The 24,726-nt window shown below is 70.1% G+C and carries 22 protein-coding genes; 15 read left to right on the top strand and 7 right to left on the bottom strand.

Annotation, left to right across the window (positions count from 1 at the left end; all coding sequences use genetic code 11):
* Nucleotides 1–15 precede the first annotated feature (15 nt).
* On the bottom strand, nt 16–459 hold the full coding sequence (locus ACSMXV_RS34035; protein WP_181863846.1) for an SRPBCC family protein: 444 nt from the start codon (nt 457–459) through the stop codon (nt 16–18).
* A 184-nt stretch (nt 460–643) separates the two neighbouring features.
* Here ACSMXV_RS34035 and ACSMXV_RS34030 point away from each other — a divergent pair, with 184 nt between their 5' ends.
* The 3 genes from ACSMXV_RS34030 (at nt 644) to ACSMXV_RS34020 (ending at nt 4,204) form a co-directional block, all read left to right on the top strand.
* A complete protein-coding gene (locus ACSMXV_RS34030) occupies nt 644–1,684 on the top strand; it encodes an Rv2578c family radical SAM protein (RefSeq protein WP_473174955.1) in 1,041 nt (346 codons plus the stop codon).
* 193 nt (nt 1,685–1,877) lie between these two features.
* Entirely contained in the window at nt 1,878–3,464 is a 1,587-nt protein-coding gene (locus ACSMXV_RS34025) for an alpha/beta hydrolase (RefSeq protein ID WP_473174954.1), read from the top strand.
* 218 nt (nt 3,465–3,682) lie between these two features.
* On the top strand, nt 3,683–4,204 hold the full coding sequence (locus ACSMXV_RS34020) for a GNAT family N-acetyltransferase (protein WP_473174953.1): 522 nt from the start codon (nt 3,683–3,685) through the stop codon (nt 4,202–4,204).
* Between the two features lie 21 nt (nt 4,205–4,225).
* Here ACSMXV_RS34020 and ACSMXV_RS34015 read toward each other — a convergent pair whose 3' ends face one another.
* Nucleotides 4,226–4,795, bottom strand: a complete 570-nt coding sequence (locus ACSMXV_RS34015; protein ID WP_473179152.1) for an adenylosuccinate lyase — start codon at nt 4,793–4,795, stop codon at nt 4,226–4,228.
* Nucleotides 4,796–5,151: 356 nt separating this feature from the next.
* Between ACSMXV_RS34015 and ACSMXV_RS34010 the strand changes: the two genes are divergently transcribed.
* The 9 genes from ACSMXV_RS34010 (at nt 5,152) to pssA (ending at nt 16,188) form a co-directional block, all read left to right on the top strand.
* Entirely contained in the window at nt 5,152–6,942 is a 1,791-nt protein-coding gene (locus ACSMXV_RS34010) for a 3-hydroxyacyl-CoA dehydrogenase family protein (protein ID WP_473174952.1), read from the top strand.
* A 136-nt stretch (nt 6,943–7,078) separates the two neighbouring features.
* On the top strand, nt 7,079–7,888 hold the full coding sequence (locus ACSMXV_RS34005; RefSeq protein ID WP_246458986.1) for a TetR family transcriptional regulator: 810 nt from the start codon (nt 7,079–7,081) through the stop codon (nt 7,886–7,888).
* A gap of 526 nt (nt 7,889–8,414) precedes the next feature.
* A complete protein-coding gene (ccrA, locus tag ACSMXV_RS34000; protein ID WP_473179151.1) occupies nt 8,415–9,776 on the top strand; it encodes a crotonyl-CoA carboxylase/reductase in 1,362 nt (453 codons plus the stop codon).
* Between the two features lie 16 nt (nt 9,777–9,792).
* Nucleotides 9,793–11,820: a protein meaA gene (locus tag ACSMXV_RS33995; RefSeq protein WP_473174951.1), complete on the top strand. Its 2,028-nt coding sequence runs from the start codon at nt 9,793–9,795 to the stop codon at nt 11,818–11,820.
* The gene (locus ACSMXV_RS33990) at nt 11,817–12,791 is read left to right on the top strand and encodes an HpcH/HpaI aldolase/citrate lyase family protein (protein WP_181657588.1); all 975 of its coding nucleotides are present in this window, start codon (nt 11,817–11,819) and stop codon (nt 12,789–12,791) included. The genes ACSMXV_RS33995 and ACSMXV_RS33990 overlap by 4 nt, the downstream gene beginning before the upstream one ends.
* Nucleotides 12,792–12,796: 5 nt before the next feature.
* On the top strand, nt 12,797–13,309 hold the full coding sequence (locus ACSMXV_RS33985; RefSeq protein ID WP_181863853.1) for a MaoC family dehydratase: 513 nt from the start codon (nt 12,797–12,799) through the stop codon (nt 13,307–13,309).
* A 2-nt stretch (nt 13,310–13,311) separates the two neighbouring features.
* On the top strand, nt 13,312–14,517 hold the full coding sequence (locus ACSMXV_RS33980) for an acyl-CoA dehydrogenase family protein (RefSeq protein ID WP_181657590.1): 1,206 nt from the start codon (nt 13,312–13,314) through the stop codon (nt 14,515–14,517).
* A 170-nt stretch (nt 14,518–14,687) separates the two neighbouring features.
* Nucleotides 14,688–15,344, top strand: coding sequence for a phosphatidylserine decarboxylase (locus ACSMXV_RS33975; protein WP_473174950.1), 657 nt, complete (start codon nt 14,688–14,690; stop codon nt 15,342–15,344).
* A 22-nt stretch (nt 15,345–15,366) separates the two neighbouring features.
* Nucleotides 15,367–16,188, top strand: a complete 822-nt coding sequence (pssA, locus tag ACSMXV_RS33970; RefSeq protein WP_181657699.1) for a CDP-diacylglycerol--serine O-phosphatidyltransferase — start codon at nt 15,367–15,369, stop codon at nt 16,186–16,188.
* Nucleotides 16,189–16,478: 290 nt separating this feature from the next.
* Here pssA and ACSMXV_RS33965 read toward each other — a convergent pair whose 3' ends face one another.
* Nucleotides 16,479–17,600: a glycerate kinase gene (locus ACSMXV_RS33965; RefSeq protein WP_473179150.1), complete on the bottom strand. Its 1,122-nt coding sequence runs from the start codon at nt 17,598–17,600 to the stop codon at nt 16,479–16,481.
* Between the two features lie 252 nt (nt 17,601–17,852).
* Here ACSMXV_RS33965 and ACSMXV_RS33960 point away from each other — a divergent pair, with 252 nt between their 5' ends.
* The 3 genes from ACSMXV_RS33960 to ACSMXV_RS33950 all read left to right on the top strand — a co-directional run bounded on the left by ACSMXV_RS33960 (nt 17,853) and on the right by ACSMXV_RS33950 (nt 20,299).
* Complete coding sequence (locus ACSMXV_RS33960) at nt 17,853–18,944, top strand: ADP-ribosylglycohydrolase family protein (protein WP_473174949.1); 1,092 nt, start codon at nt 17,853–17,855, stop codon at nt 18,942–18,944.
* 56 nt (nt 18,945–19,000) lie between these two features.
* Nucleotides 19,001–19,492, top strand: coding sequence for an NUDIX domain-containing protein (locus ACSMXV_RS33955; protein WP_181657593.1), 492 nt, complete (start codon nt 19,001–19,003; stop codon nt 19,490–19,492).
* A gap of 81 nt (nt 19,493–19,573) precedes the next feature.
* Entirely contained in the window at nt 19,574–20,299 is a 726-nt protein-coding gene (locus tag ACSMXV_RS33950) for an SIR2 family NAD-dependent protein deacylase (protein ID WP_473174948.1), read from the top strand.
* A gap of 76 nt (nt 20,300–20,375) precedes the next feature.
* On the opposite strand, the gene ACSMXV_RS33945 is transcribed toward ACSMXV_RS33950, so the two are convergent.
* The 4 genes from ACSMXV_RS33945 to ACSMXV_RS33930 form a co-directional block, all read right to left on the bottom strand.
* Nucleotides 20,376–20,876 (bottom strand): methylated-DNA--[protein]-cysteine S-methyltransferase, encoded by a 501-nt coding sequence (locus tag ACSMXV_RS33945; protein WP_473174947.1) that lies wholly within the window; start codon nt 20,874–20,876, stop codon nt 20,376–20,378.
* A gap of 29 nt (nt 20,877–20,905) precedes the next feature.
* A complete protein-coding gene (locus tag ACSMXV_RS33940) occupies nt 20,906–22,387 on the bottom strand; it encodes an AlkA N-terminal domain-containing protein (protein ID WP_473174946.1) in 1,482 nt (493 codons plus the stop codon).
* 232 nt (nt 22,388–22,619) lie between these two features.
* The gene (locus ACSMXV_RS33935) at nt 22,620–23,147 is read right to left on the bottom strand and encodes an O-acetyl-ADP-ribose deacetylase (RefSeq protein ID WP_181657596.1); all 528 of its coding nucleotides are present in this window, start codon (nt 23,145–23,147) and stop codon (nt 22,620–22,622) included.
* A gap of 144 nt (nt 23,148–23,291) precedes the next feature.
* Nucleotides 23,292–24,704 carry a phytoene desaturase family protein gene (locus ACSMXV_RS33930; protein WP_473174945.1) on the bottom strand — a complete coding sequence of 471 codons (1,413 nt, stop codon included), beginning with the start codon at nt 24,702–24,704 and terminating at the stop codon, nt 23,292–23,294.
* Nucleotides 24,705–24,726: the final 22 nt, after the last annotated feature.

The raw sequence follows: 24,726 nt of genomic DNA, 5'->3' as shown, positions 1-24,726 counted from the left end.
CTCCTCCCCGGAGGGCTACTTCTCCGTCTCGGCGGCAAGCTTTGCCAGCACCGCGTCGTAGATCCGCGCCAGTCCCTTCGGCGCGAACGTCTTCTCGAAGAAGCCGCCGATGCCGCCCGCACCCTTCCACACCGTCGTCACGACGACGCGCGACTTGCCCTCGCCCGCCGGGGTCACCCGCCAGGTGGTGACCATCGAGGAGTTGCGGTCCTTCTCGACGAGCTCGCCGTCGGTCGGCTCGGTCACCTCGAGCAGGCAGTCGCGAACCCGCTTGCTGGTGGCCTGGAGCTTCCAGTGGACGAGGGTGCCCTCGCCGTCTCCGCCCTCGCGGACCTCGTACTCGCTGAAGTGCTCGGGCAGCAGCCTCGCGCGTGTACCGCTGTAGTCCGCGAGCGCATCGAACACGTCGCCCGGCTGGGCCGCGATGATCCGCTCCGTTGTGGCCTCGACCTGCGCCATTGCACTTCCTCCAGGACTTCGTGTTGCAGGGGTCGCGATCAGCCAACCACCCCTCGCCCGGGGGCCCAAATCGGGGTGGCCACTGCCGGGTCGTGTTCGCGCGTGCCGGAACGTTCGACTCACTCCACACACGATCAAGGGAACATGTGTTCTATTCTGGGTCCAGTGCTACCAAGGAGGCCTCATGCGCTGGGAGAACCTCACCGGCGGTCCCGCCGGGGACCGGACCCGGGACGCCGCGCTGTTCGGCACGGACGTGGTGACCACCCGCACCTTCGACACCCCGGAGTTCCGCGGCATCACGTTCCACGAGATCCGGGCGCGGTCGATCATCAACCGGGTTCCAGGGGCCTCCCGCATGCCCTTCGAGTGGACGGTCAATCCCTATCGGGGCTGCACGCACGCGTGCGTGTACTGCTTCGCGCGCAAGACGCACAGCTATCTGGACCTCGACACCGGAATCGGCTTCGACACCCAGATCGTGGTGAAGGTCAACGCCCCGGAGCTGCTGCGCCGCCAGCTGGCCTCGCGCCGGTGGCACGGCGACCACATCGCGATGGGCACGAACGTGGACTGCTACCAGCGCGCGGAGGGCCGCTACCGGCTGATGCCGGGCATCATCTCGGCCCTGACCGACCACGCGAACCCGTTCTCGATCCTCACCAAGGGCACGCTCATCCTGCGCGACCTCGATCTGCTGCGCCGGGCCGCCGCCGTGACCGACATCGGCATCTCCGTCTCCGTCGGCTTCACGGACCACGAGCTGTGGCGCACCGTGGAGCCCGGCACGCCCGCGCCGGAGCGGCGCCTGGACGTCGTACGCACCCTGAGCGACCACGGCATCGGCTGCGGTGTCCTGATGGCGCCGGTGATCCCCTTCCTCGGCGACCACCCCGACCAGCTGCGCGCGACCGTCCGGGCGATCGCCGCGTCCGGCGCGACCTCGGTGACACCGCTCGTGCTGCATCTGCGGCCGGGTGCGCGCGAGTGGTTCATGTCGTGGCTGGGACAGCACCACCCGTATCTGGTGGGGCGGTACGAGCGGCTTTACGCGGAGGGGGCGTACGCGCCCAAGTGGTACCAGCGGCGGATCACCCGTCAGGTGCACGAGCTGGCGGAGGAGTTCGGCATCGGCCCGTCACACGCGCGTGCGGCACGCCGCATCCCCGTACCGGAGCCGGAACCGGAGCCCGTCGCGGGACCCACGCAGCTCACCCTTCTCTGACGTGCCCTGACGACACGTCACCAGTAATTGAGACCACAGTGACCTGAGGCCGAAACACCTGCTGATCGGGTCAATTCTTCGCTGATCACGTCATTTCTTTCCAGAACACCCCTTCTTCCAACCGGACTTCCGGGACGATGCGCGGGGGCCGTGGCACTTACGGCCCTAACCCCCCGCAGTCCTGGGAGCCCGATTGAAGAAGAGAGCAGCCGCTCTGTGCGGCGTCGCCGCCGTGGCGGCCGGGATGATCACAGCGGTCCCGGCCGGCGCGACCGCCGACTCCGCCCCGCACACCACCCAGAGCGCCATCAAGCCTCAGAAGCTCACCTGGAAGAAGTGCGCCACCGAGGACTATCCGACGCTCCAGTGTTCGTCTGTGAAGGTGCCGCTCGACCACAAACGGCCGGGCGGCCGGCAGATCACCCTCGCGCTGTCCCGTGTCCCGCACACCGCGAAGACCTCCCAGGGCCCGCTGCTGGTCAACCCTGGCGGCCCCGGCGGCAGCGGTCTGACACTGGCCGGTTTCGTCGCCTCGTCGCTGCCGAAGAAGGTGGCCGCGCAGTACGACGTCATCGGTTTCGACCCGCGCGGCGTGGGCGACAGCGAGCCCGCACTGAACTGCCGTCCCGGCCACTTCAACGCGGTACGGCCCGACAGTGTGCCGTCGACCCCGGCGATCGAACGGGCCAATCTGAACCGGGCCCAGGCCTTCGCGAAGGCGTGTGCCGACAAGTACGGCGACGTGCTGCCGTTCATCGACACGGTGAGCGCCGTCAAGGACATCGACGTGATCCGCGGCGCGCTCGGGGCGTCGAAGATCAACTACTTCGGTTACTCGTACGGCACCTACCTGGGTGCGGTCTACGGCAAGCTGTTCCCGCACCGCGTACGCCGCATGGTGCTGGACTCGATCGTCGACCCCACCGGCGTGTGGTACGACGACAACATCCAGCAGGACTACGCCTTCGACGCCCGCCACAAGGCGTTCATGGCCTGGATCGCCAAGCACAACGCGACGTACAAGCTCGGCACCGACCCCGCGCTGGTCGAGACCAAGTGGTACGCGATGCGTACCGCGGTCGCCAAGAACCCCGCGGGCAAGAAGGTCGGGGCGTCCGAGCTCGAGGACACCTTCATCCCCGGCGGCTACTACAACGGCTACTGGCCCCATCTGGCCCAGGCGTTCGCGGCCTACGTCAACGACAAGGACTCCGCCGCGCTCGTCAAGGCGTACGAGACCTTCGGCGCGGTCGACGCCGAGGGCGACAACGGCTACAGCATCTACACGTCGGTGCAGTGCCGGGACGCGTCCTGGTCCCGCGACTGGAACCAATGGCGCACCGACAACTGGCAGGTGTACGCGAAGGCACCGTTCATGGCCTGGAACAACGCCTGGTACAACGCGCCGTGCGCCTTCTGGCCGACGCGCCCGCTGTCCGCGACAGACGTCTCCAACGACTCCCTGCCGCCCGTACTGCTGTTCCAGGCGACGGACGACGCGGCCACACCGTACGAGGGCGGCGTCGTCATCCACAACGAGCTGCGCGGCTCGAGCCTGGTCGTCGAACAGGGCGGCGGAAACCACGGGATCACTCTGGGCGGGAACGACTGCCTGGACGGCCACCTGGCGACGTACCTGTCCACCGGCGAGGTCCCGCGCGGCACCGGCGAGGCCGACGCGGTCTGCCAGACCCTCCCCGATCCCGAACCGCAGGCCGCAAAGAGCTCGCCTCCTTCGCGGGGCGGGGCGTTGCACGGGCTACTGGGCTTCCGTGGCTGAACGCCGGAGCGGAGCAGGCGAGCGGTAGAGCAGGAGAGGTAGAGCAATAGACGTAGAGCAGTAGAGAGGTAATTCGCTGGGGGCGTGGATGGTCCTGGGCGAGGATGGGCGTATGAGTGTCCGACTCACCCACATCCACGCCCCCCGCGGCATTGTGACCGCTGCTGACTTCGCCACTGCCGAGGCCTTCGCTGTCGTCCCGAGTAAGGATGCGTGACATGGACGTGCACATCCGTGAGATGACCGAAGCCGACTGCGAGGCGGTGGCCGAGATACGCGTACGCGGGTGGCAGAACGCGTACGCGGGTCTGATACCGCAGCGCTTCCTCGACGTCATGAGCGTCGACGAGGACGCCGCCCGCCGCCGCGAGCGTCTCGCGCAGGGCGGGGCCGGTCCAGTGGTGAACGTCGTCGCCGAGCGCGGCGGCAAGGTCGTCGGCTGGGCCTGCCACGGCCCCTACCGGGACGGTGAAGCGACCACCGGTGACGCCGAGTTGTACGCGCTGTACGTGCATCCTTCCCAGCTTTCCACCGGCGTGGGGCGGGCTCTCATACAGCACTGCATGACCCGCTGCCGGGCGTCGGGGCACACATGGCTCCGGCTCTGGGTGCTCGAGGGCAACGCCCGCGCCCGCCGCTTCTACGAGCGCGCCGGCCTCGCGCCGGACGGTGCCCGGGAGCCCTTCGAGGTGGACGGTGTTCAGGTGCCCGAGGTGCGGTACAGCACCCGGCTGGCCTGAGGACGACGGCCGGCGACGGCGTCAGCCCCGCAGCCGGGCCAGCGCGGCCGAGGCTGCGGCTGCCAGGCGGGGATGGGTGCCGGCTGCCGTGAGGACCGGGCGGGCGCGGGGGTCGCCCAGGGCGCCCAGGCCCTCCACGCAGGCGAGGGCGATCCGCCAGTAGGGGTTCTGGGGCGACAGCAGGCGTTCGAGCGTGGTGATGAGTGCCGGTGCGCTCTCGGGGGCACGCAGTTCGGTCAGCAGACGCACGGGGTACAGCGCGTACGCGGTGCGCAGTTCGTTCGTCGCCAGGGCCGCCGCGGCCCGGGCCGTCCGCGGGTCCCGAAGGCGCGCCAGCGCATGGGCGGCTGAGGCACAGCGTTCCGGGTCCCGGTGGTTGAGCAGCAGGACGAGGGCCTCGAACGCGCGCCGGTCGCCGGCGCGGCCGAGGCGGAACGCGGCGACTTCACGGGCCCACAGCGGCTGGCCCCCGGCGGTCAGTACGGCCGCGAGCTCGTCGAGGCGGTCGGTCGCGACCAGCCGCTCATACGCCTCCGACCCACCCGACTCCTTCCGTAAGCGGACCGTGAGCGCTCGCGACTCTTCGTCCATGCTGTCGTCCATGGCGCCCGAGACTAGCGGCGACGTACGTCACAGACCCAGGGGGCATGTCACAGCACCAGGGGACTGGCGCGCTCGTTACTCACCGGTTAAGCTCATACGAGCGGGACACACTCCCCGCACCACACTCATGGCGGCCTGGTGACGCAGCCGCCGCGAGGAAGTCGGTTCGGTACTCCACGTACCGCAGTACGACGCGGCTCCGGGACAGGGCCCCGTCGGTTCTCCCCTCCGGGCGTGTGCAGCGCACTGCAGACGCGCAGCCCGGAAGCGGCACCAATTCCGCCCGCTGCCTGCGCTTGGCGCACGGGTCCTCAGTCGTCACTTCCACCTTTCTGGAGTCCTCGATGGACACTCCTCTGCGTTCCCTGAACACCATCGCCGTCGTCGGACTCGGCACCATGGGCACCGGCATCGCCGAGGTGCTCACCCGTGCCGGCCGCGAGGTCATCGGCATCGACATCAGCGAGGCCGCCGCCACGCACGCCGTCGACGCCCTGTCCGCCTCGACCGCGCGCGCCGTGCAGCGCGGGCGCCTCACCGAGCAGGAGCGCGGCGATGTGCTGGCCCGCTTCCGCACCTTCACCGACCTTCAGGCGGCGGCACCCGCCGACCTGGTGATCGAGGTCGTCCCGGAGTCGTACGAGATCAAGCAGCAGATCTTCCGCGAGCTGGACGGCATCGTCCGCCCCGACACGATCCTCGCCACCGGGACCAACGCGCTGTCCGTCACGCGGCTCGCCGCGGACTGCGCCCGGCCCGAGCGCGTGCTCGGCCTGCACTTCTTCAACCCGGCACCCGCGATGAAACTCGTCGAGGTCGTCTCCTCCGTGCTCACCGCGCCGGCCGCCGTCGCGGCCGTCACGGACCTCGCGCTGGAACTCGGCAAGGAGCCCGTCGCGGTCGGCGACCGCCCCGGATTCGTCGCCGACGGCCTGCTGTTCGGCTATCTCAACCAGGCCGCTGCGATGTACGAGGCCAAGTACGCGTCCCGCGAGGACATCGACGCCGCGATGAAGCTGGGCTGCGGCCTGCCGATGGGCCCGCTCGCGCTGCTCGACCTCATCGGCATCGACACCGCGCGCACCGTCCTGGAGGCCATGTACGCCGCCTCGCACGACCGGCTGCACGCGCCCGCGCCCATCCTCAGGCAGCTCAGCGAGGCGGGCCTGACCGGCCGCAAGTCGGGCCGCGGCTTCTACACGTACGAGGCGCCGGGCAGCGGCACCGTCGTCCGGGACGCGCTGACCCCGCTCGAGGGTGGGCAGCTCGCGGCCGGACGCCCCGTGAGCTCGGTCGGCGTCGCGGGCTCGGGCACCATGGCGTCCGGCATCGCCGAGGTCTTCGCCAAGGCCGGGTACGAGGTCGTGCTCGCCGCGCGCAGCCAGGAGAAGGCCGAGGCCGCCAAGTCCCGTATCGGCAAGTCGCTTTCGCGCTCTGTCGACAAGGGACGGATGACGGCGGAGGCGGCGGCCGAGACGCTGGACCGCATCGTTCCGGCCGGTTCGTACGACGCGTTCGCCGACGTCGATCTCGCAGTTGAGGCCGTCGCCGAGGACCTCGAGATCAAGCAGCAGCTGTTCGCCACGCTCGACAAGGTGTGCAAGCCGGGAGCCGTCCTGGCCACCACCACGTCGTCGCTGCCCGTCGTCGCCTGCGCCCGTGCCACCTCGCGCCCGCAGGACGTGATCGGCATGCACTTCTTCAACCCGGCACCGGCGATGAAGCTGGTCGAGGTCGTGCGCACGGTTCTGACCTCGGACGACGTGCACGCCACGGTCCGCGAGGTCTGCGCGAAGATCCGCAAGCACCCGGTGGACTGCGGCGACCGCGCGGGCTTCATCGTCAACGCACTGCTGTTCCCGTACCTCAACAACGCGATCAAGATGGTGCAGGAGCACTACGCCTCGCTCGACGACATCGACGCGGCGATGAAGCTGGGCGGCGGCTACCCGATGGGCCCGTTCGAACTCCTGGACGTCGTCGGCCTGGACGTCTCGCTGGCCATCGAGCGCGTCCTGCACCGCGAGTTCCGCGATCCGGGACTCGCCCCGGCGCCGCTACTCGAGCACCTGGTGGCCGCGGGCTGCCTCGGCCGCAAGACGGGCCGCGGCTTCCGCGAATATGCACGGCGCTGAGGCACACGAGGACTGGTCCGGGGAGCGCGCCGACTGGGGCGGACTGCTCGATCCGGCCGGAAACCCTCCCCCCGCTCCGGGCGGGGGGAGTCCCGGTCGTACGCGCTCCCGTGCGCGGATGCAGTACGTTCGGGGCATGTCCCAGCCCGTCAAGTCCTCCCGTACGTCGACTGCGCCCGACGCTCCGGAAAGTGCCGCAGGCAGTCGCGCCGCCGCCCAACGGCTCAAGATGCGCCGAGAACTGGCTGCCGCGGCCATGGAGCTGTTCTCGACCAAGGGGTACGAGGCGACGACCGTCGACGAGATCGCCGCCAGGGCCGGCGTCGCCCGCCGGACCTTCTTCCGGCACTTCCGCTCCAAGGAAGAGGCGATCTTCCCGGACCACGACGACACCCTGGTCCGGGCGGAGGCGGTGCTCAACGCGGCGCCCCCGCACGAGCACCCGCTCGACACGGTGTGCCGGGGCATCAAGGAAGTCATGAGGATGTACGCGGCCCAGCCGGAGATCTCCGTGGCCCGCTACAAGCTCACCCGCGAGGTCCCGACGCTGCGCGAGGCGGAGATCGCCTCGGTGGCCCGTTACGAGCGGCTGTTCACCCGCTATCTGCTGGGCCACTTCGACGAGCACGCCCATGACGACGACGCCAACGACGACCCGTTGCTCGCCGAGGTCGCCGCGTCGGCCGTGGTCACGGCCCACAACCACGTACTGCGGCGCTGGCTGCGGGCCGGGGGCCAAGGCGACGTGGAGGCCCAGCTGGACCACGCCTTCGCCATCGTGCGCAAGACGTTCGGTACGGGGATCGGGGCCGGGCGCATCACCGGTTCCCACCCCGCCCCGGCGGCGGTGGCCACCGGCGGTGACGTGCTTGTCACGGTGGCCCGCACGGACGCTCCTCTGGACGAGGTCATGCGCACGATCGAGGACGCTTTGCGGGCCCGCTAGCCCGCCGCATCCGGCCCCCTCCGCGCCCCGCGGAGGGGGCCGTTTTCGTGTCCCGTTGTGGGCAGGCGTTCCGCCGGGCGACGGAGGTCCCCCTGCTCGAGGGCGGTGGCGCCGATGCGTGGCCACCCACCCAAAGCGGCTGGTAGCAGGCCCGCAGCAGCCGAATCTGATCGATCATCGCTCATCTGTTACCGGCAGATGACAAGTGAGAGAAATTGTTGGCACGCAGTGTCTTGCGGCCTGGCACGCCGTGCCATACGTTGATGTTGTCCGGGCGGCCGGCGTGCAGAGCACATCCGTACGCCGGCTGTCCCCGCAAGCCACAAGGCGAGCGCGCCCGGACGCCTGCGTCACAGGCAACCTTCCGCGCCACAACGCGCTGCCGAGCACCACCTCCGCCGAACCGACGGCACCTCACCCAAGAGCTCCACCCCACCCGACGTTCCCGCAGCGTTCTCCCAACGCTTCCCCAAGCTCTCGGCTCTGCTCGAGCAGGGGAGACCCCATCCGCCGGAGGCAACCCGTGATGAAGGAAATCCTGGACGCGATCCAATCGCAGTCAGCATCGAACAGCGGCTCCGCCGCAGTCACGGCCGCCGACTTCGCGGCCCTGCCCCTCCCCGAGTCGTACCGCGCGGTCACCGTGCACAAGGACGAGACGGAGATGTTTGCCGGGCTCTCCACACGCGACAAGGACCCGCGCAAGTCGCTGCACGTCGACGAGGTCCCCGTGCCCGAGCTCGGCCCGGGCGAGGCCCTGGTCGCCGTCATGGCGAGCTCGGTCAACTACAACTCGGTCTGGACCTCGATCTTCGAGCCGCTGTCGACCTTCGGCTTCCTCGAGCGCTACGGCAAGCTCAGCGAGCTCACCAAGCGCCACGACCTGCCGTACCACATCATCGGCTCCGACCTCGCGGGCGTCGTGCTGCGCACCGGCCCGGGCGTCAACGCCTGGCGGCCCGGCGACGAGGTCGTCGCGCACTGCCTCTCCGTCGAACTGGAGTCCTCGGACGGCCACAACGACACGATGCTCGACCCCGAGCAGCGCATCTGGGGCTTCGAGACCAACTTCGGCGGTCTCGCGGAGATCGCCCTGGTGAAGTCCAACCAGCTCATGCCCAAGCCCGCCCACCTCAGCTGGGAGGAGGCCGCGGCGCCGGGCCTGGTGAACTCCACCGCGTACCGGCAGCTCGTCTCGCGCAACGGCGCGGGCATGAAGCAGGGCGACAACGTCCTGATCTGGGGCGCCAGCGGCGGTCTCGGCTCCTACGCCACCCAGTTCGCGCTGGCCGGCGGCGCCAACCCGATCTGCGTCGTCTCCAGCCCGCAGAAGGCGGAGATCTGCCGCGCCATGGGCGCCGAGGCGATCATCGACCGCAACGCCGAGGACTACAAGTTCTGGAAGGACGAGCACACCCAGGACCCCAAGGAGTGGAAGCGCTTCGGCAAGCGCATCCGCGAGCTCACGGGCGGCGAGGACGTCGACATCGTCTTCGAGCACCCCGGCCGCGAGACCTTCGGCGCCTCGGTCTACGTCACGCGCAAGGGCGGCACGATCGTCACCTGCGCCTCGACGTCGGGCTACAACCACGAGTACGACAACCGCTACCTGTGGATGTCCCTGAAGCGGATCATCGGCTCGCACTTCGCGAACTACCGTGAGGCGTGGGAGGCCAACCGCCTCATCGCCAAGGGCAAGATCCACCCCACCCTGTCGAAGGTCTACTCGCTGGAGGACACCGGCCAGGCGGCATACGACGTGCACCGCAACCTCCACCAGGGCAAGGTCGGCGTGCTGTGCCTGGCCCCCGAGGAGGGCCTGGGCGTGCGCGACCCGGAGATGCGCGCCAAGCACGTCGAGGCCATCAACCGCTTCCGGAACATCTGAGGCCGGAGGTCCATAAATGACTGAGCGCCAGAAAGACCGGCCGTGGCTCATGCGCACGTACGCCGGTCACTCCACGGCCGAGGCGTCCAACGAGCTGTACCGGCGCAACCTCGCCAAGGGCCAGACCGGTCTGTCGGTCGCGTTCGACCTGCCGACGCAGACCGGCTACGACCCCGACCACATCCTCGCGCGCGGCGAGGTGGGCCGGGTCGGGGTCCCGGTCTCGCATCTCGGTGACATGCGCCGGCTGTTCCAGGACATCCCGCTGGAGCAGATGAACACCTCGATGACCATCAACGCCACCGCCATGTGGCTGCTGGCGCTCTACCAGGTCGTCGCGGAGGAGCAGGGCGCGGACATCACCAGGCTCCAGGGGACGACGCAGAACGACATCGTCAAGGAGTACCTGTCGCGCGGGACGCACGTCTTCCCGCCGGGGCCGAGCCTGCGCCTGACCACGGACATGATCGCGTACACGGTCAGCCACATGCCCAAGTGGAACCCGATCAACATCTGCAGCTACCACCTGCAGGAGGCCGGGGCCACTCCGGTGCAGGAGATCGCGTACGCGATGTCGACCGCCATCGCCGTCCTCGACGCGGTGCGCGACTCCGGTCAGGTGCCGCAGGAGCGGATGGGCGACGTCGTCGCGCGCATCTCCTTCTTCGTGAACGCGGGCGTCCGCTTCGTCGAGGAGATGTGCAAGATGCGGGCCTTCACCCGTATCTGGGACAAGGTGACGAAGGAGCGCTACGGGATCGAGAACCCCAAGCAGCGCCGCTTCCGCTACGGCGTCCAGGTCAACTCTCTCGGTCTGACCGAGGCGCAGCCGGAGAACAACGTCCAGCGCATCGTGCTGGAGATGCTGGCCGTGACGCTGTCGAAGGACGCACGCGCGCGTGCCGTGCAGCTTCCGGCCTGGAACGAGGCGCTGGGCCTGCCCCGGCCCTGGGACCAGCAGTGGTCACTGCGCATCCAGCAGGTGCTGGCGCACGAGAGCGACCTGCTGGAGTACGAGGACATCTTCGAGGGCTCGCACGTCATCGAGGCGAAGGTCGCGAAGCTCGTCGAGGAGTCACTCGCCGAGATCGAGCGGATCCAGGAGATGGGCGGCGCGATGGCCGCCGTCGAGTCCGGCTACCTCAAGTCGCAGCTGGTCTCCTCGCACGCCGAACGCCGCGCCCGTATCGAGTCCGGGCAGGAGAAGATCGTCGGTGTCAACATCTTCGAGACGACCGAGCCCAATCCGCTCACCGCCGATCTCGACACAGCCATCCAGACGGTCGATCCAGCTGTCGAGGCCCGCGTCATCTCCGCGTTGCAGAACTGGCGCGACACCCGCTACCAGCCACCCTTCAACCACCCCCGCCCCTGCAAGGCGCTGGAGCGCCTGAAGGAGGCCGCCAAGGGCACCGGCAACCTCATGGAGGCCACCCTGGAGTGCGCCCGCGCCGGCGTCACGACCGGCGAGTGGGCCGGGGCGCTGCGCGAGGTGTTCGGCGAGTTCCGGGCGCCGACCGGGGTCTCTTCGGCGCCGGTGGCGATGCCCGCCGAGGAGGGCTCGGCGCTGAGTGAGGTCCGCCGCAAGGTCGACCTGACAGCGCGGGACCTGGGCGTGGGCAAACTGCGCTTCCTGGTCGGCAAGCCGGGCCTGGACGGGCACTCCAACGGCGCCGAGCAGATCGCCGTGCGGGCCCGCGACGCCGGCTTCGAGGTGGTCTATCAGGGCATTCGGCTCACCCCGGAGCAGATCGTGGACGCGGCCCTCGCCGAGGACGTGCACGCCGTCGGCCTGTCGATCCTCTCCGGCTCGCACGCCCAGCTGGTCCCGGACGTGCTGGAACGGCTTCGTGTGGCCGGTGCCACAGATATACCTGTCATCGCCGGTGGGATCATCCCCAATGGCGACGCCGAACAGCTCAGGGCTGCGGGCGTGGCCGCGGTCTTCACCCCGAAGGACTTCGACATCACCGGAATCATCGGCCGCATCGTCGACGAGATCCGGAAAGCGAACAAGCTCGACCCTCTGGAGGTCCCCGCATGACAACGCCCGCGACGCCGGTGAACCGGCTGCGCCCCCGCCGCTCGTGTCTCGCGGTGCCGGGAAGCAACCCCCGCTTCCTGGAGAAGGCCCAGGGCCTGCCTGCCGACCAGGTCTTCCTGGACCTGGAGGACGCGTGCGCGCCACTGGCCAAGCCCGAGGCCCGGCACACCATCGTGAAGTTCCTGAACGAGGGCGACTGGACCGGCAAGACGCGGGTCGTGCGCGTCAACGACTGGACCACCCACTGGACGTACCGAGACGTCGTCACGGTCGTCGAGGGCGCGGGCCAGAACCTCGACTGCATCATGCTGCCGAAGGTGCAGGACGCCCAGCAGATCGTCGCCCTGGACCTGCTCCTGACCCAGATCGAGAAGACGATGGGCTTCGAGGTCGGCAAGATCGGCATCGAGGCGCAGATCGAGAACGCCCAGGGCCTGAACAACGTCAACGAGATCGCCACGGCGTCCCCGCGCATCGAGACGATCATCTTCGGCCCGGCCGACTTCATGGCGTCCATCAACATGAAGTCGCTGGTCGTGGGCGAGCAGCCGCCCGGCTACCCGGCGGACGCGTACCACTACATCCTGATGAAGATCCTGATGGCCGCGCGCGCCAACAACCTCCAGGCGATCGACGGCCCCTACCTGCAGATCAAGAACGTGGACGGCTTCCGCGAGGTCGCAGGCCGCGCCGCGGCTCTCGGCTTCGACGGCAAGTGGGTGCTGCATCCGGGCCAGGTCGACGCGGCCAACGAGGTCTTCTCGCCCTCGCAGGAGGACTACGACCACGCGGAGCTCATCCTTGACGCGTACGAGTGGTGCACGTCCGAGGCGGGCGGCAAGAAGGGCTCCGCGATGCTCGGCGACGAGATGATCGACGAGGCCAGCCGCAAGATGGCGCTGGTCATCGCGGGCAAGGGTCGCGCGGCGGGCATGCAGCGCACCTCCAAGTTCGAGGCCCCGGAGGCGTAGGGATCATGCAGTTCGGACGCACCTACGAGGAGTTCGAGGTCGGGGCGGTCTACAAGCACTGGCCCGGGAAGACGGTCACCGAGTACGACGACCACCTGTTCTGTCTCCTGACGATGAACCACCACCCGCTCCACATGGACACCAACTATGCGGAGAAGACGACGGACTTCGGGAAGAACGTCGTCGTCGGGAACTACATCTACTCGCTGCTGCTGGGCATGTCCGTGCCGGACGTGTCGGGCAAGGCGATCGCCAACCTGGAGATCGAGTCCCTGAAGCACGTGGCGCCGACCTTCCACGGCGACACGATCTACGGCGAGACGACGGTCCTCGACAAGACCCCGTCGAAGTCCAAGTCGGACCGCGGCATCGTCTACGTCGAGACCAAGGGCTACAAGCAGGACGGCACGCTCGTCTGCGTGTTCCGCCGCAAGGTGATGGTCCCCACCGAGACGTACATCAAGGAGCGCGGCGGCGAGCAGCCCGGCCGCCCCGAGCTCAAGTCACAGGAGAAGTAGCCATGGCGCGACTCGCCCAGACCGCCGGTCTCACCGACATCCAGCAGGAGATCCTCTCCACCGTCCGCGACTTCGTGGACAAGGAGATCCTCCCGGTCGCCACCGAGCTGGAGCACCGCGACGAGTACCCGCAAGCGATCGTCGACGGCCTCAAGGAGCTGGGTCTCTTCGGCCTGATGATCCCCGAGGAGTACGGGGGTCTGGGCGAGTCGCTGCTCACCTACGCACTGTGTGTGGAGGAGATAGCGCGCGGCTGGATGTCCGTCTCCGGCATCATCAACACGCACTTCATCGTGGCGTACATGCTCAAGCAGCACGGCACGCAGGAGCAGAAGGAGTACTTCCTGCCCCGCATGGCGGCGGGCGAGGTGCGCGGTGCGTTCTCGATGTCCGAACCGGGCCTCGGCTCGGACGTCTCGGCGATCACGTCGAAGGCGACGCGGGACGGCGACGACTTCGTCCTCAACGGTCAGAAGATGTGGCTCACGAACGGCGGAACGTCGACTCTGGTGGCGGTCCTCTGCAAGAGTGACGAAGGCCACCCCGAGGGCACGGCCCCGCACAAGTCGATGACGACCTTCCTCGTCGAGAAGGAGCCCGGTTTCGGAGAGGTCCGCCCCGGCCTCACCATCCCCGGGAAGATCGACAAAATGGGCTACAAGGGCGTCGACACGACAGAGCTCATCATGGACGGCCTGCGTATTCCGGCCAATCGTGTACTCGGCGGCACCACCGGCCGAGGGTTTTACCAAATGATGGACGGCGTCGAGGTCGGCCGCGTGAATGTAGCGGCTCGTGGCTGTGGTGTCGCACAGCGTGCATTCGAGCTGGGTGTCGCTTACGCCCAGCAGCGTCACACTTTCGGAAAGCCGATCGCCCAGCACCAGGCCATCCAGTTCAAGCTGGCCGAGATGGCTACCAAGGTCGAGGCGGCCCATGCCATGATGGTCAACGCAGCTCGCAAAAAGGACTCCGGGGAACGAAACGACCTTGAAGCAGGAATGGCGAAGTACCTCGCCTCCGAATACTGCAAAGAGGTTGTGGAGGACGCCTTCCGGATCCACGGCGGCTACGGCTTCTCCAAGGAGTACGAGATCGAGCGTCTCTACCGGGAGGCGCCGATGCTGCTGATCGGCGAAGGTACTGCTGAGATCCAGAAAATGATCATCGGGCGTAGGCTGCTCGAAGAGTACCGGTTCCAGGGTTAGATGTCCGAGTACGGGGTGTTTTCTTCGAGAAGAAGATCACACCCCGTCAGCGCACTTCGGCCGTCGACTCGGCTTCACGGCTTGCCCAGTTGCGGGCCGTAACCGATACGATCCCGGAAAGCCGCCGTCCCCCGTCAACAGCGCGGCATCATCCGCTACGAAGGTCATCCATGCCCCACAGCCAAACCTCTGCACCTCGCGACAGCCTCGCCGGCGTACGCCTCGCGCGCGGAGCATCGCCGTGGCTCCTGCCGACCGTCGCCACCGCTGCCCTGAGCCTGGCCCGGTCGCGCCGCTCCAGGAGCGCGGCCGCCGTCGCCGTGCCCGCCACCGCTCTCGCGGCGGGCATGCTGTGGTTCTTCCGCGACCCGGAGCGTGAGATCGCTCCGGGCCGCGTCATCTCCCCGGCCGACGGCGTGGTGCAGAGCATCATGCCGTGGAAGGACGGACGCACCCGCGTCGCGATCTTCATGAGCCCGCTGAACGTCCACGTCAACCGCGCACCCCTCGCGGGCACAGTGACGTCGGTCGAGCACATCCCCGGTGGGTTCGTGCCGGCGTTCAACAAGGAGAGCGAGAACAACGAGCGCGTCGTCTGGCACTTCGACACCGAGCTCGGCGACATCGAGATGGTGCAGATCGCCGGTGCGGTCGCCCGCCGCATCGTCCCCTACATCCCGCAGGGCACGAAGGTCGAGCAGGGCGAGCGGATCGGTCTGATCCGGTTCGGCTCGCGCGTCGACATCTACCTGCCCGAGGGCGTCGAGGTCGCGGTCGAGGTCGGCCAGAAGACCGTGGCTGGGGTGACTCGCATTGACCGTGATTGATCCCCATACCAAGCCCGGCTGGGTGCCGGAGGCCGACGAGGTGGACGACGACGCGGAAGAGATGCCGCTGTCGCTGCGCCTGTCGATAGCGGACACCCTCACGCTCGGCAACGCCACGTGCGGCTTCATGGCGGTGTACTTCACCACCACCGGCATCCTGATCCCGCACCTCACGGGCAGCCAGGAGTCGGGCATGGCCCGGCACAGCGCGGCCACGGCCGTGATCCTCATGCTGTGCGCGGCGGTCTTCGACCTGTTCGACGGACTGGTGGCACGAAAGCTCCGCTCGTCGCCGATGGGTGCGGAGCTGGACAACCTCTCCGACCTGATCAGCTTCGGGCTGGCGCCTGCGTACTTCGTCCTCGTCTACGGCATGGTCGCGGACGACGCGCACCAGCGGGTGGCGGCGGTCGGGGCGATCGTCGTCCTCCTGGCAGTCGTCCTCCGCCTCGCGAGATTCTCGTGCGTGACGGTGAAGGACGGCACGTTCCAGGGCATGCCGTCGCCGTTCGGTGCGCTGACCGTCGTCTCGATCGTTCTGCTCGAGCTGCCGTTCGTCGCCACGCTCATGGCGATCCTCGGGACGGCCTGGCTCATGGTGAGCCGGGTCGAGTACCCGAAGCCGCGGGGGCGCCTCGCGGTGGCGATGCTCTCGTGGATCGTCCTCAGCATGGGTCTGCTGACGGCCTGGGCGTTCGATGCGCCGGGGGGCCAGCTGCTCCTCCAGACCGGCTGCTCCCTCCAGCTCGTGCTGGGCGCGGTGATTCCCCTCTTCGCCACGGCTCGGAGGGTGAACAACTTCCGGGACAACCGGCGTGAGGCCAGGGCAGCGCAGCTGCCCTAACGGTACGCAAACGGGTGTGGCCCGAGCCTTCTGGCTCGGGCCACACCCGTTTTTTCGGTGCCGCTGACCGGGGCGGGCCACTGGAACCCCGCGCTCTGGCCATACGCGACGCACGGTGATCCCGGCGCGGCCCCGCCCCACCCACCGGCGGGTGGCGTACCGGCCACGGGCCGCAGACGCCACTCGGTCGGCGGTACCGCGCAGCGAGGGCGGAGCCACCCCGGCTGGAGGCACCACACAGAGGACGGGGCCACCCGCCCGGAGGCGTCACCCACCGTGGGCGGAGCCCATCACGTCAGGAAGTCGCGGCCGATCCGCTCCGCCACCGTCTCCAGAATCGGCCCCGCCTCGGCGATGCAGCGGGCGACGTCCGGTTCCACGTCCGTGAGCGCGTACGCCCGACGGATGCCTGCCCGGCCCAGCGCCTCAGGCCGGAGCGCAAGGCGGCCGCAGACCGCCACGACCTCCTTGCCCGCCGCACGCGCCGCCGCGGCGACGCCCGCCGGGGCCTTGCCGTGCAGGGTCTGCTCGTCCAGCGAGCCCTCCCCCGTGATGACGAGGGCGGCGCGTTCCAGTGCGGGCGCGAAGCCGAGAACGTCCAGCATGACCTCGATACCGGGCCGGAAGCTCGCCCCGAACCCGACGAGAGCCCCGTATCCGATACCCCCCGCGGCCCCCGCCCCCGGCGACTGCGCGTACTCCGCAGCCTTCGGGCCGATCGCCTTCTCCAGGACCGCGGCGTAATGGCCGAGCGCAGCGTCAAGCGTGGCCACGTCCTCCGGGCTCGCCCCCTTCTGCGGCCCGTACACCGCGGGCGCCCCCGTAGGCCCGGTCAGCGGGTTGTCGACGTCGCTGGCGAGCACCACGTCGACATCGGCGATGCGCGGATCGAGGCCGGACAGATCCGCGGAGGCCAGCCCCCGCAGCGGCCCGCCGCCCGGCGCGACGGGTTCCCCGTCAGCGTCCAGGAACCGCGCCCCGAGCGCGGCCAGCATTCCCGCGCCCCCGTCGGTGGTGGCGCTGCCGCCGACGCCGAAGACGATGGTGCGGGCCCCGGCGTCGAGGGCCGCGCGGATCAGCTCCCCGGAGCCGTACGTCGTCGCGCTCAACGGCGCGAAGACGCCGTCCGGCAGCCACTGGAGCCCGCTGGCCTCCGCCATCTCGACCACGGCGGTCCCCTCGCGCAGCGCGTACGCCGCCGTGACCTGGTCGCCGAGCGGCCCGGTGACCCGTACCTCCCGGCGCTCGAATCCGGCGGCGACGGCGGCCGCGACCGTACCGTCGCCGCCGTCGGCCACCGGCAGCGCCTCGACCTCCACCCATGGAGCGACGCGGCGCAGGCCGGCCGCGACACGCTCGGCGACCTCCACGGCCGTGAGTGATCCCTTGAACTTGTCTGCGGCTATCAGCACGCGTCCGACCTGGCCGGACTTCCCCGACGACCCCGACGGGCCCGTCGCCTGTGCCTTGCCCGCTGCCGTCCGTGCAGCGTCCGCCACCGTTGCATCCCCTTGCTTCCGGGCCCTGCTGCTCACGCAGGGCAGTCGCGCCGCTGCGACCTTAACCGGCGGCGGGGCCCGCTGCCCATGGCCCGCGTCAGGTGGTGTTGGCCCCGGCCCGGCATCGGCCGCGCGAAAGCGCCCGGGAATGGGTAAACCGGAGGCATGACCTCTGTGGACACGCATGTGGGCACGGATGTGGGCACGGCACTCGACGACCGGATCCTCGGCGGCTGGCTCGGCCGGATCGCGGGCAACATGCTCGGCAAGCCGGTGGAGCAGGGCGACCACTGGACACGCGAGCGCATCGACGGCTATCTCACACGGGCAGCCGCCCTTCCCCTCACGGACTATCTGCCGGAACCCGTGTCCGAGTCCGACGGGTTCGCGCTGCGCCCCGAGTGGCGCTCGTGCGTACGGGGCCGTATCCACGGCAGCTGCCGGGACGACGACGTGGACTACGCGATCCTCGGCCTGGACCTGCTGGAAACCCACGGCTTCGGCTTCACCACCGAACAGGTGGGCGAACTGTGGCTGCTGCGGCTCCCGTATCTCCAGACGTTCACCGCGGAGCGGGCCGCGTACCGCAACCTCGCGAACGGCCTGAAGCCGCCGCTGACCGCGACCTACGACAATCCCTACCAGGAGTGGATCGGCGCACTCATCCGCGCCGACGTCTTCGGCTGGACCTGCCCGGGCGCCCCGCGCCGCGCGGCATCGCTCGCCCGCCGCGACGCGGTGCTGTCCCACAGCGGCAACGGCGTGTACGGCGCGATGTGGGCGGCGGCGCTGGTGTCCGCCGCGTTCACGGCGCCGACGGTGCGGGCCGCGGTGGACACCGCGCTCACCGTGATCCCGGCGAGCAGCCGTCTCGCCCGGACGGTACGACGCGTCATCTCGCTGCACGACTCGCGGCTCGGCTGGGAGGACACACTCGACGCGGTCCAGGAGGAGACGGCGGGGCTCAACTGGATCCACGCGATCCCCAACGCCGCCGTCATCACCGCCGGACTCCTGTACGGAGACGGCGACTTCACCCGCACCATCGCTCTGACGGTGCGCGGCGGCCTCGACACCGACTCCAACGGCGCGACCGCCGGTTCCGTCGCGGGCGTGCTGTGCGGAGCCGCCGCGATCCCGCCCCAGTGGAAGGAACCGCTGGAGGACACCGTACGCAGCGCCGTGTTCGGCTTCGACGGGGCGCGTATCAGCGAACTGGCTGAGCGCACGGTACTGCTGGCCGCGCAGAACACCTGACGTACACCGGGTTGAAGCCGCGGGTGGGAGGCGCCCGCGCTGGTTACCCTTCCCTGGTGACCACTCCGGACTACGCCACCTACATCGCCGGCCTCCCCCGCGTCCTCGCCGGCGCCGCCGCCCTCTTCCGTGACGCCGAAGGGCGCGTACTGGTCGTCGAGCCCAACTACCGCGAGGGCTGGGCGCTGCCCGGCGGAACCATCGAATCCGACGCCGGTGAGAGCCCGCGGCAGGGCGCCAGGCGCGAAACGCTGGAGGAGATCGGCCTGGACGTCGAGCTCGGGCGGCTGCTCGCGGTGGACTGGGTGCTGGGCACGGGGCGCCCGCCGATCGTGGCCTATGTGTACGACGGCGGCGTGCTCGCCGAGGAACAGCTCAAGTCGATCCGGCTGCAGGAGGAGGAGCTGCTGTCCTGGCGGCTGGTGCCACGTGCCGAGATCCAGCAGTACCTGCACGGCACGCTGAGCCTCCGGGTGCTCGCCGCACTCGACGTACTGGAGGAGGGCACCGGCACGGCCGAGTTGGAGAACGGCCGGCCTGCGATGTGACGACGGCGGTACGGAGTCCCGCGCTGCGGGACCTGGGATATCGGTTCGCCGCCGTGGGCCCCGCGGCCTAGGCTCGACGGCATGGACAAGCCTCTCGTCGCCATCCTCAGCGGCGCCGGTATCTCCACCGACTCCGGCATCCCGGACTACCGCGGGCCGAACGGGCTGTGGCGGCGGGATCCGGAGGCCGAGAAGCTCGTCACGTACGAGTACTACATGGCGGATCCGGAGATCCGCCGCCGTTCATGGCAGATGCGGCGCAAGAACCGGACCCTGCAGGCCCAGCCGAACGCCGCACACCTGGCGGTGGTCGACCTGGAGCGTTCCGGGGTGCCGGTGCGGGTCATCACACAGAACGTCGACGGGCTGCACCAGCTCGCCGGGCTGCCGGACCGCAAGGTCCTCGAATTGCACGGGACCGCGCGGTCCGTGATGTGCACCGGGTGCGGCGCCCGCTCCTCGATGGAGGACGCGCTCGCGCGGGTCGCCGCGGGTGAGGAGGACCCGTCGTGCCTGGACTGCGGCGGGATCCTCAAGTCCGCGACGGTCATGTTCGGCGAGCGGCTCGATCCGGAGGTACTGGGCCAGGCGGTCGCCATCACCAAGGCGTGCCAGGTGTTCATCGCGGTCGGGACGACTCTGCAGGTGCAGCCCGCCGCGGGTCTCGCCGGTCTCGCCGCCGACCACGGCGCACGGCTGATCATCGTCAACGCCGAGCCGACGCCGTACGACGACCAGGCCGACGAGGTCGTCCGGGAGCCGATCGGGACGGCGCTGCCGGAGTTGCTGCGGAGCCTGGCCCACTGACCGGGGATGAGTCCCTGTCCCACTGACCGGGGATGAGTCCCTGTCCCACTGACCGGGGATGATCCGCGGTCCACGATCAGAACAGTCCGGCGCCCCGCTCGAAGTCCAGCAGCTGCTGCTTGCGTTCCAGGCCGCCGCCGTAGCCCGTCAGGCTGCCGTCCGCGCCGACCACTCGGTGGCAGGGCACGATGATGCCGACGGGGTTGCGGCCGTTGGCGAGGCCGACCGCGCGGGAGGCCTTGGGGTTGCCGAGTTCGTGGGCGAGTTCGCCGTAGGAGCGGGTCTCGCCGTACGGGATCTTCCGGAGCTGCTCCCAGACGGTGCGCTGGAAGGGCGTTCCGTGGAGGTGGAGGGGGAGCGTGAACTCCTTCAGCTCGCCTGCGAAGTAGGCCTTCAGCTGGGTGGCGATCTCCGCGAAGGCGAAGGCGGTGTCGTCGCGGTCGCCGAAACTCTCCTCGGGCGGGCGGTGGCGCTGGCCGGTCATATAGAGGCCGGACAGGACGCCGTCGGTGAGGACGACGGTGAGCTGGCCGTAGGGGCTGTCCATGACGGTGTGCTGACGGTTGCTCGGTGACATGTGTTCGTACATCCTTTTTCGTAACTGCCCTACATGGGCATGAAGTTGATCGGGTGGTCGTCGGTGGCCCACAAGTACTGGACCGCGTAGGCCCGCCATGGGCGCCAGGCCGCGGCGCGGGCGGTGAGCGCGGCCGGAGTGGACGGCAGGCCCAGTTCCTGGGCGGCGCGCCGCATTCCGAGGTCGGTGGCGAGGAAGGCGTCCGGGTCGCCGAGGGCGCGCATGGCGATGGCCTCGACGGTCCAGGGTCCGAACCCGGGCAGCGCGGCGAGCCGTACGCGGGCCTCGTCCCAGTCGCTGTCGGCACCCAACCGCAGCTCTTCTGCGGCTAGTTGGTGGACAAGCGTGGTGAGCGTGGTGCGGCGGCTCCGCGGCAGGGCGAGTGACTCGGGGTCCAGCGCGGCCAGCGCTTCGGGTGACGGGAAGAGGTGGGTGAGGCCGCCCTCGGGGTCGTCGACGGGCTCGCCGTGGGCGACGACCAGCCTGGCCGCGTGGGTTCGTGCGGCAGCCGTGGAGACCTGCTGGCCGAGCACCGCGCGCACCGCAAACTCGGCCTCGTCGACGGTGCGCGGCACCCGCCGGCCCGGCGCCTTGTCGACGAGCGGCGTGAGCAGCGGGTCCGTGCGGAGCAGGTCGTCGATGGCGACCGGGTCGGCGTCGAGGTCGAGCATGCGGCGGCAGCGGCTGATGGCGACGGGCAGGTCGCGCAGGTCGGTGAGGGTCAGGCGGCAGCCGATGTGGTCGGGGGCGGGGGTGAGCGCGGCGATTCCGTGCCCGTAGGGGAGGCGGAGCGTGCGCCGGTAGGCGCCGTCTCGCCACTCCTCCACGCCAGGTACGGCGGTCGCGGCGAGGTGGCCGAAGAGGTTGTCGGGATTGAGCGGCGCGCGGAACGGCAGCCGCAGGGTGAGCGCGCCCGGGGTGCCCGTTCCGTTCGTCCTCTGGGTGCCCCTCAGGGCCCGGGTGCGCAGCTCGCTCGGGGCTAGCGCGTAGACCTCTCGTACGGTGTCGTTGAAGGTGCGGATCGAGGCGAAACCCGCGGCGAAGGCGATCTCCGCCATGGGCAGCGCGGTCGTCTCGACGAGCAGGCGGGCGGTCTGGGCGCGCTGGGCCCGGGCGAGCGCGAGGGGGCCGGCACCCAGCTCGGCGAGCAGCTGCCGCTCGATCTGCCGGGTGCTGTAGCCGAGGCGGGCGGCGAGCCCGGGGACACCTTCACGGTCGACGATGCCGTCGCCGATGAGCCGCATGGCGCGGGCCACGAGGTCGGCGCGCTGGTTCCACTCGGGCGAGCCCGGGCTGGTGTCGGGGCGGCAGCGTTTGCAGGCGCGGAATCCGGCCTGCTGGCAGGCGGCGGCGGACGGGTAGAACCTCATGTTCTGCGGCTTGGGCGGCACGACCGGGCAGCTCGGGCGGCAGTAGATCCCCGTGGTCAGTACGGCCGTGAAGAACCACCCGTCGAAGCGGGCCTCCTTGGCCTGCACGGCGCGCAGACAGCGCTCGGTATCGGTGTGCATGGCTCAAGGATGGTGCACGGTGTCGGGCGGAGCTGGCGGAAATCCGACATCAACCTTGCGCTGCCTGGGGGCGCGCTTCCCTCCGGATGCCTGAGGGGCGCGCGTCTCATGCTTGGCGCGCTCGGCCCGTGGGCCTGGTCCGGCCCCGCGGCCCGCGGCTGAGTCGCGTCAGCTCTTCGCCGGTTCGGCGAGCGCCGCGGTCAGCTCTTCGCCGGCTCGGCCAGCGCCGCGCTCAGCTCTTCGCCGGCTCCGCGAGCGCCGCCTCGAACGCCTCGTACGCCTCCTTGTCGAAGAGGACGAACCTCACCTCCTCGACGGGCGGCGCGGCGGCCTCCCGCACGGTGCGGATGGCGATGCGGGCCCCGTCGTCCAGCGGCCAGCCGTAGCGTCCGGTGGAGATCGCGGGGAAGGCGACGGTCCGAGCGCCCAGCTCGGCGGCGATGCGCAGGGACTGCCGATAGCAGGAGGCCAGCAGCGCGGAACGGTCCTCGCCGTGGGACCAGACGGGGCCCACCGTGTGGATCACGTGAGCGGCGTGCAGCTGCCCCGCCGTGGTAGCGGCTGCCCGGCCGGTGGGCAGCCCTCCGCCGTACACGGAGGCCCGCAGCTTGCGGCACTCCTCGAGGATCGCGGGCCCGCCCCGCCGGTGGATCGCTCCGTCGACACCCCCGCCGCCGAGCAGTGAGGAGTTCGCGGCGTTGACGATGGCGTCGACCGTCTGCTCGGTGATGTCCCCCTGTACCAGGGTGATGGCGGTCATATCACCCATCGTACGGAGCGGCGCGGGGGTCGGCAGGGCCCGAGGGCCAGCCGATTTCCGTAGGTCAGCAGACCGCAGAAGATCGGCAGACGTGACGCCGTGCGCGCCCCGTCCCGGAGGCCCGGAGGCCCGGAGGCCCGGAGGTCACGCTCTCTGCCGCAGTCGCCGCCACACCGCCTTCGCCGCATTGTGCCCCGACATCCCGTGCACTCCGGGCCCGGGCGGTGTCGCCGACGAGCAGATGAAGATCGCCGGGTGCGGGGTGTTGTACGGGAAGAGGGAGAGCTTGGGGCGGAGCAGCAGCTGCAGGCCGGAGGCGGCGCCGCATGCGATGTCGCCGCCGACGTAGTTCGGGTTGCGTGCGGCGAGCTCGGGCGGGCCCGCCGTGGCGCGCGCCAGGACGCGATCGCGGAAGCCTGGGGCGAACCGCTCCAGCTGCCGCTCGACGGCGTCCGTCAGGTCGCCGTCCCAGCCGTTCGGCACATGACCGTACGCCCAGAAGACGTGCTTTCCGGCGGGTGCGCGGGACGGGTCGGCGAGGCTCGGCTGCACCGTGATCAGGAACGGCGGATCCGGTGCCCGGCCTTCTCGGGACGCCGCACGCAGGGCCGCCCCGATCTCCTGGATGCCGGCTCCGACCTGCACCGTCCCGGCGCGGCGCGGCTCCTCGGCGGTCCACGGCACCGGCCCGTCCAGCGCATAGTCGATCTTGAATACGCTGGCGCCGTACCGATAACGCTCGTAGGCCCGCCCCAGCCCGGCGATCCGGGCGAGCGCGGCGGGCGAGGTGTCGAAGACGTACGCGCGCGCGGGCGGCAGGTCGTCCAGGCGCTTGACCTCGTAGTCCGTGTACACGAGGCCGCCGAGGTCCTTCAGGTACGCGGTGAGGGCGTCGGCGATCGACTGGGAGCCGCCGCGAGCGACCGGCCAGCCGCCCGCGTGCGCGGCCAGCGCGAAGACGAGGCCGACGGCGCCGGTGGCGAGGCCGTCGAGCGGCGCGATGACATGCGCGACGAGCCCTGCGAACAGGGCTTTCGCCCGGTCGTCGCGGAACCGGCGCATCAGCCACGTCGACGGCGGCAGGCCCACGAGTCCGAAGCGGGCCAGGGTGACCGGGTCGCGTGGGAGCGCGGTCAGCGGCAGCGACATGAAGTCGCGGGCGAGGGTGTCCCACCTGCTGGTGAAGGGGGCGACCAGCCTGCGGTACGTCCCGGCGTCGCGCGGGCCGAACGACGCGGCCGTCTCGGCGACGGAGCGTGACAGCACCGCGGCCGTGCCGTCCAGGAAGGGGTGTGCCATGGGCAGCGGGGCATGGAGCCACTCCAGGCCGTACCGCTCGAGGGGCATCGCCTTGAACGCGGGCGAGTTGATCCCCAGCGGGTGGGCGGCGGAGCAGGGGTCGTGCCGGAAACCGGGCAGCGTGAGCTCTTCGGTCCGCGCTCCCCCGCCCACCGTGTCCCGCGCCTCGAAGACGGCGACGGAGAAGCCGCGGCGGGCCAGCTCGACGGCGGCGGTCAGTCCATTCGGCCCCGCACCCACGACGACGGCATCGAGCATCGACGGCACCTTCGGACTCCCT

It is taken from the genome of Streptomyces sp. DSM 42067 (genome assembly GCF_055792885.1).
The sequence above is the reverse complement of the archived record's forward strand: the minus strand, read 5'-3'. Positions and strand labels throughout refer to the sequence as shown.

Coding starts and splice junctions, on each gene's coding strand:
- ACSMXV_RS33980 (WP_181657590.1), top strand. CDS start 13,312: ATGGCGCGACTCGCCCAGACCGCCGGTCTCACCGACATCCAGCAGGAG.
- ACSMXV_RS33995 (WP_473174951.1), top strand. CDS start 9,793: ATGACTGAGCGCCAGAAAGACCGGCCGTGGCTCATGCGCACGTACGCC.
- ACSMXV_RS33930 (WP_473174945.1), bottom strand. CDS start 24,704: ATGCTCGATGCCGTCGTCGTGGGTGCGGGGCCGAATGGACTGACCGCC.
- ACSMXV_RS33990 (WP_181657588.1), top strand. CDS start 11,817: ATGACAACGCCCGCGACGCCGGTGAACCGGCTGCGCCCCCGCCGCTCG.
- ACSMXV_RS34005 (WP_246458986.1), top strand. CDS start 7,079: ATGTCCCAGCCCGTCAAGTCCTCCCGTACGTCGACTGCGCCCGACGCT.
- ACSMXV_RS33950 (WP_473174948.1), top strand. CDS start 19,574: ATGGACAAGCCTCTCGTCGCCATCCTCAGCGGCGCCGGTATCTCCACC.
- ACSMXV_RS33975 (WP_473174950.1), top strand. CDS start 14,688: ATGCCCCACAGCCAAACCTCTGCACCTCGCGACAGCCTCGCCGGCGTA.
- ACSMXV_RS34030 (WP_473174955.1), top strand. CDS start 644: ATGCGCTGGGAGAACCTCACCGGCGGTCCCGCCGGGGACCGGACCCGG.
- ACSMXV_RS33985 (WP_181863853.1), top strand. CDS start 12,797: ATGCAGTTCGGACGCACCTACGAGGAGTTCGAGGTCGGGGCGGTCTAC.
- ACSMXV_RS34010 (WP_473174952.1), top strand. CDS start 5,152: ATGGACACTCCTCTGCGTTCCCTGAACACCATCGCCGTCGTCGGACTC.
- ACSMXV_RS34035 (WP_181863846.1), bottom strand. CDS start 459: ATGGCGCAGGTCGAGGCCACAACGGAGCGGATCATCGCGGCCCAGCCG.
- ACSMXV_RS33960 (WP_473174949.1), top strand. CDS start 17,853: ATGACCTCTGTGGACACGCATGTGGGCACGGATGTGGGCACGGCACTC.
- ACSMXV_RS33940 (WP_473174946.1), bottom strand. CDS start 22,387: ATGCACACCGATACCGAGCGCTGTCTGCGCGCCGTGCAGGCCAAGGAG.
- ACSMXV_RS34020 (WP_473174953.1), top strand. CDS start 3,683: ATGGACGTGCACATCCGTGAGATGACCGAAGCCGACTGCGAGGCGGTG.
- ccrA (WP_473179151.1), top strand. CDS start 8,415: ATGAAGGAAATCCTGGACGCGATCCAATCGCAGTCAGCATCGAACAGC.
- ACSMXV_RS33945 (WP_473174947.1), bottom strand. CDS start 20,876: ATGTCACCGAGCAACCGTCAGCACACCGTCATGGACAGCCCCTACGGC.
- ACSMXV_RS33935 (WP_181657596.1), bottom strand. CDS start 23,147: ATGACCGCCATCACCCTGGTACAGGGGGACATCACCGAGCAGACGGTC.
- ACSMXV_RS34015 (WP_473179152.1), bottom strand. CDS start 4,795: ATGGACGAAGAGTCGCGAGCGCTCACGGTCCGCTTACGGAAGGAGTCG.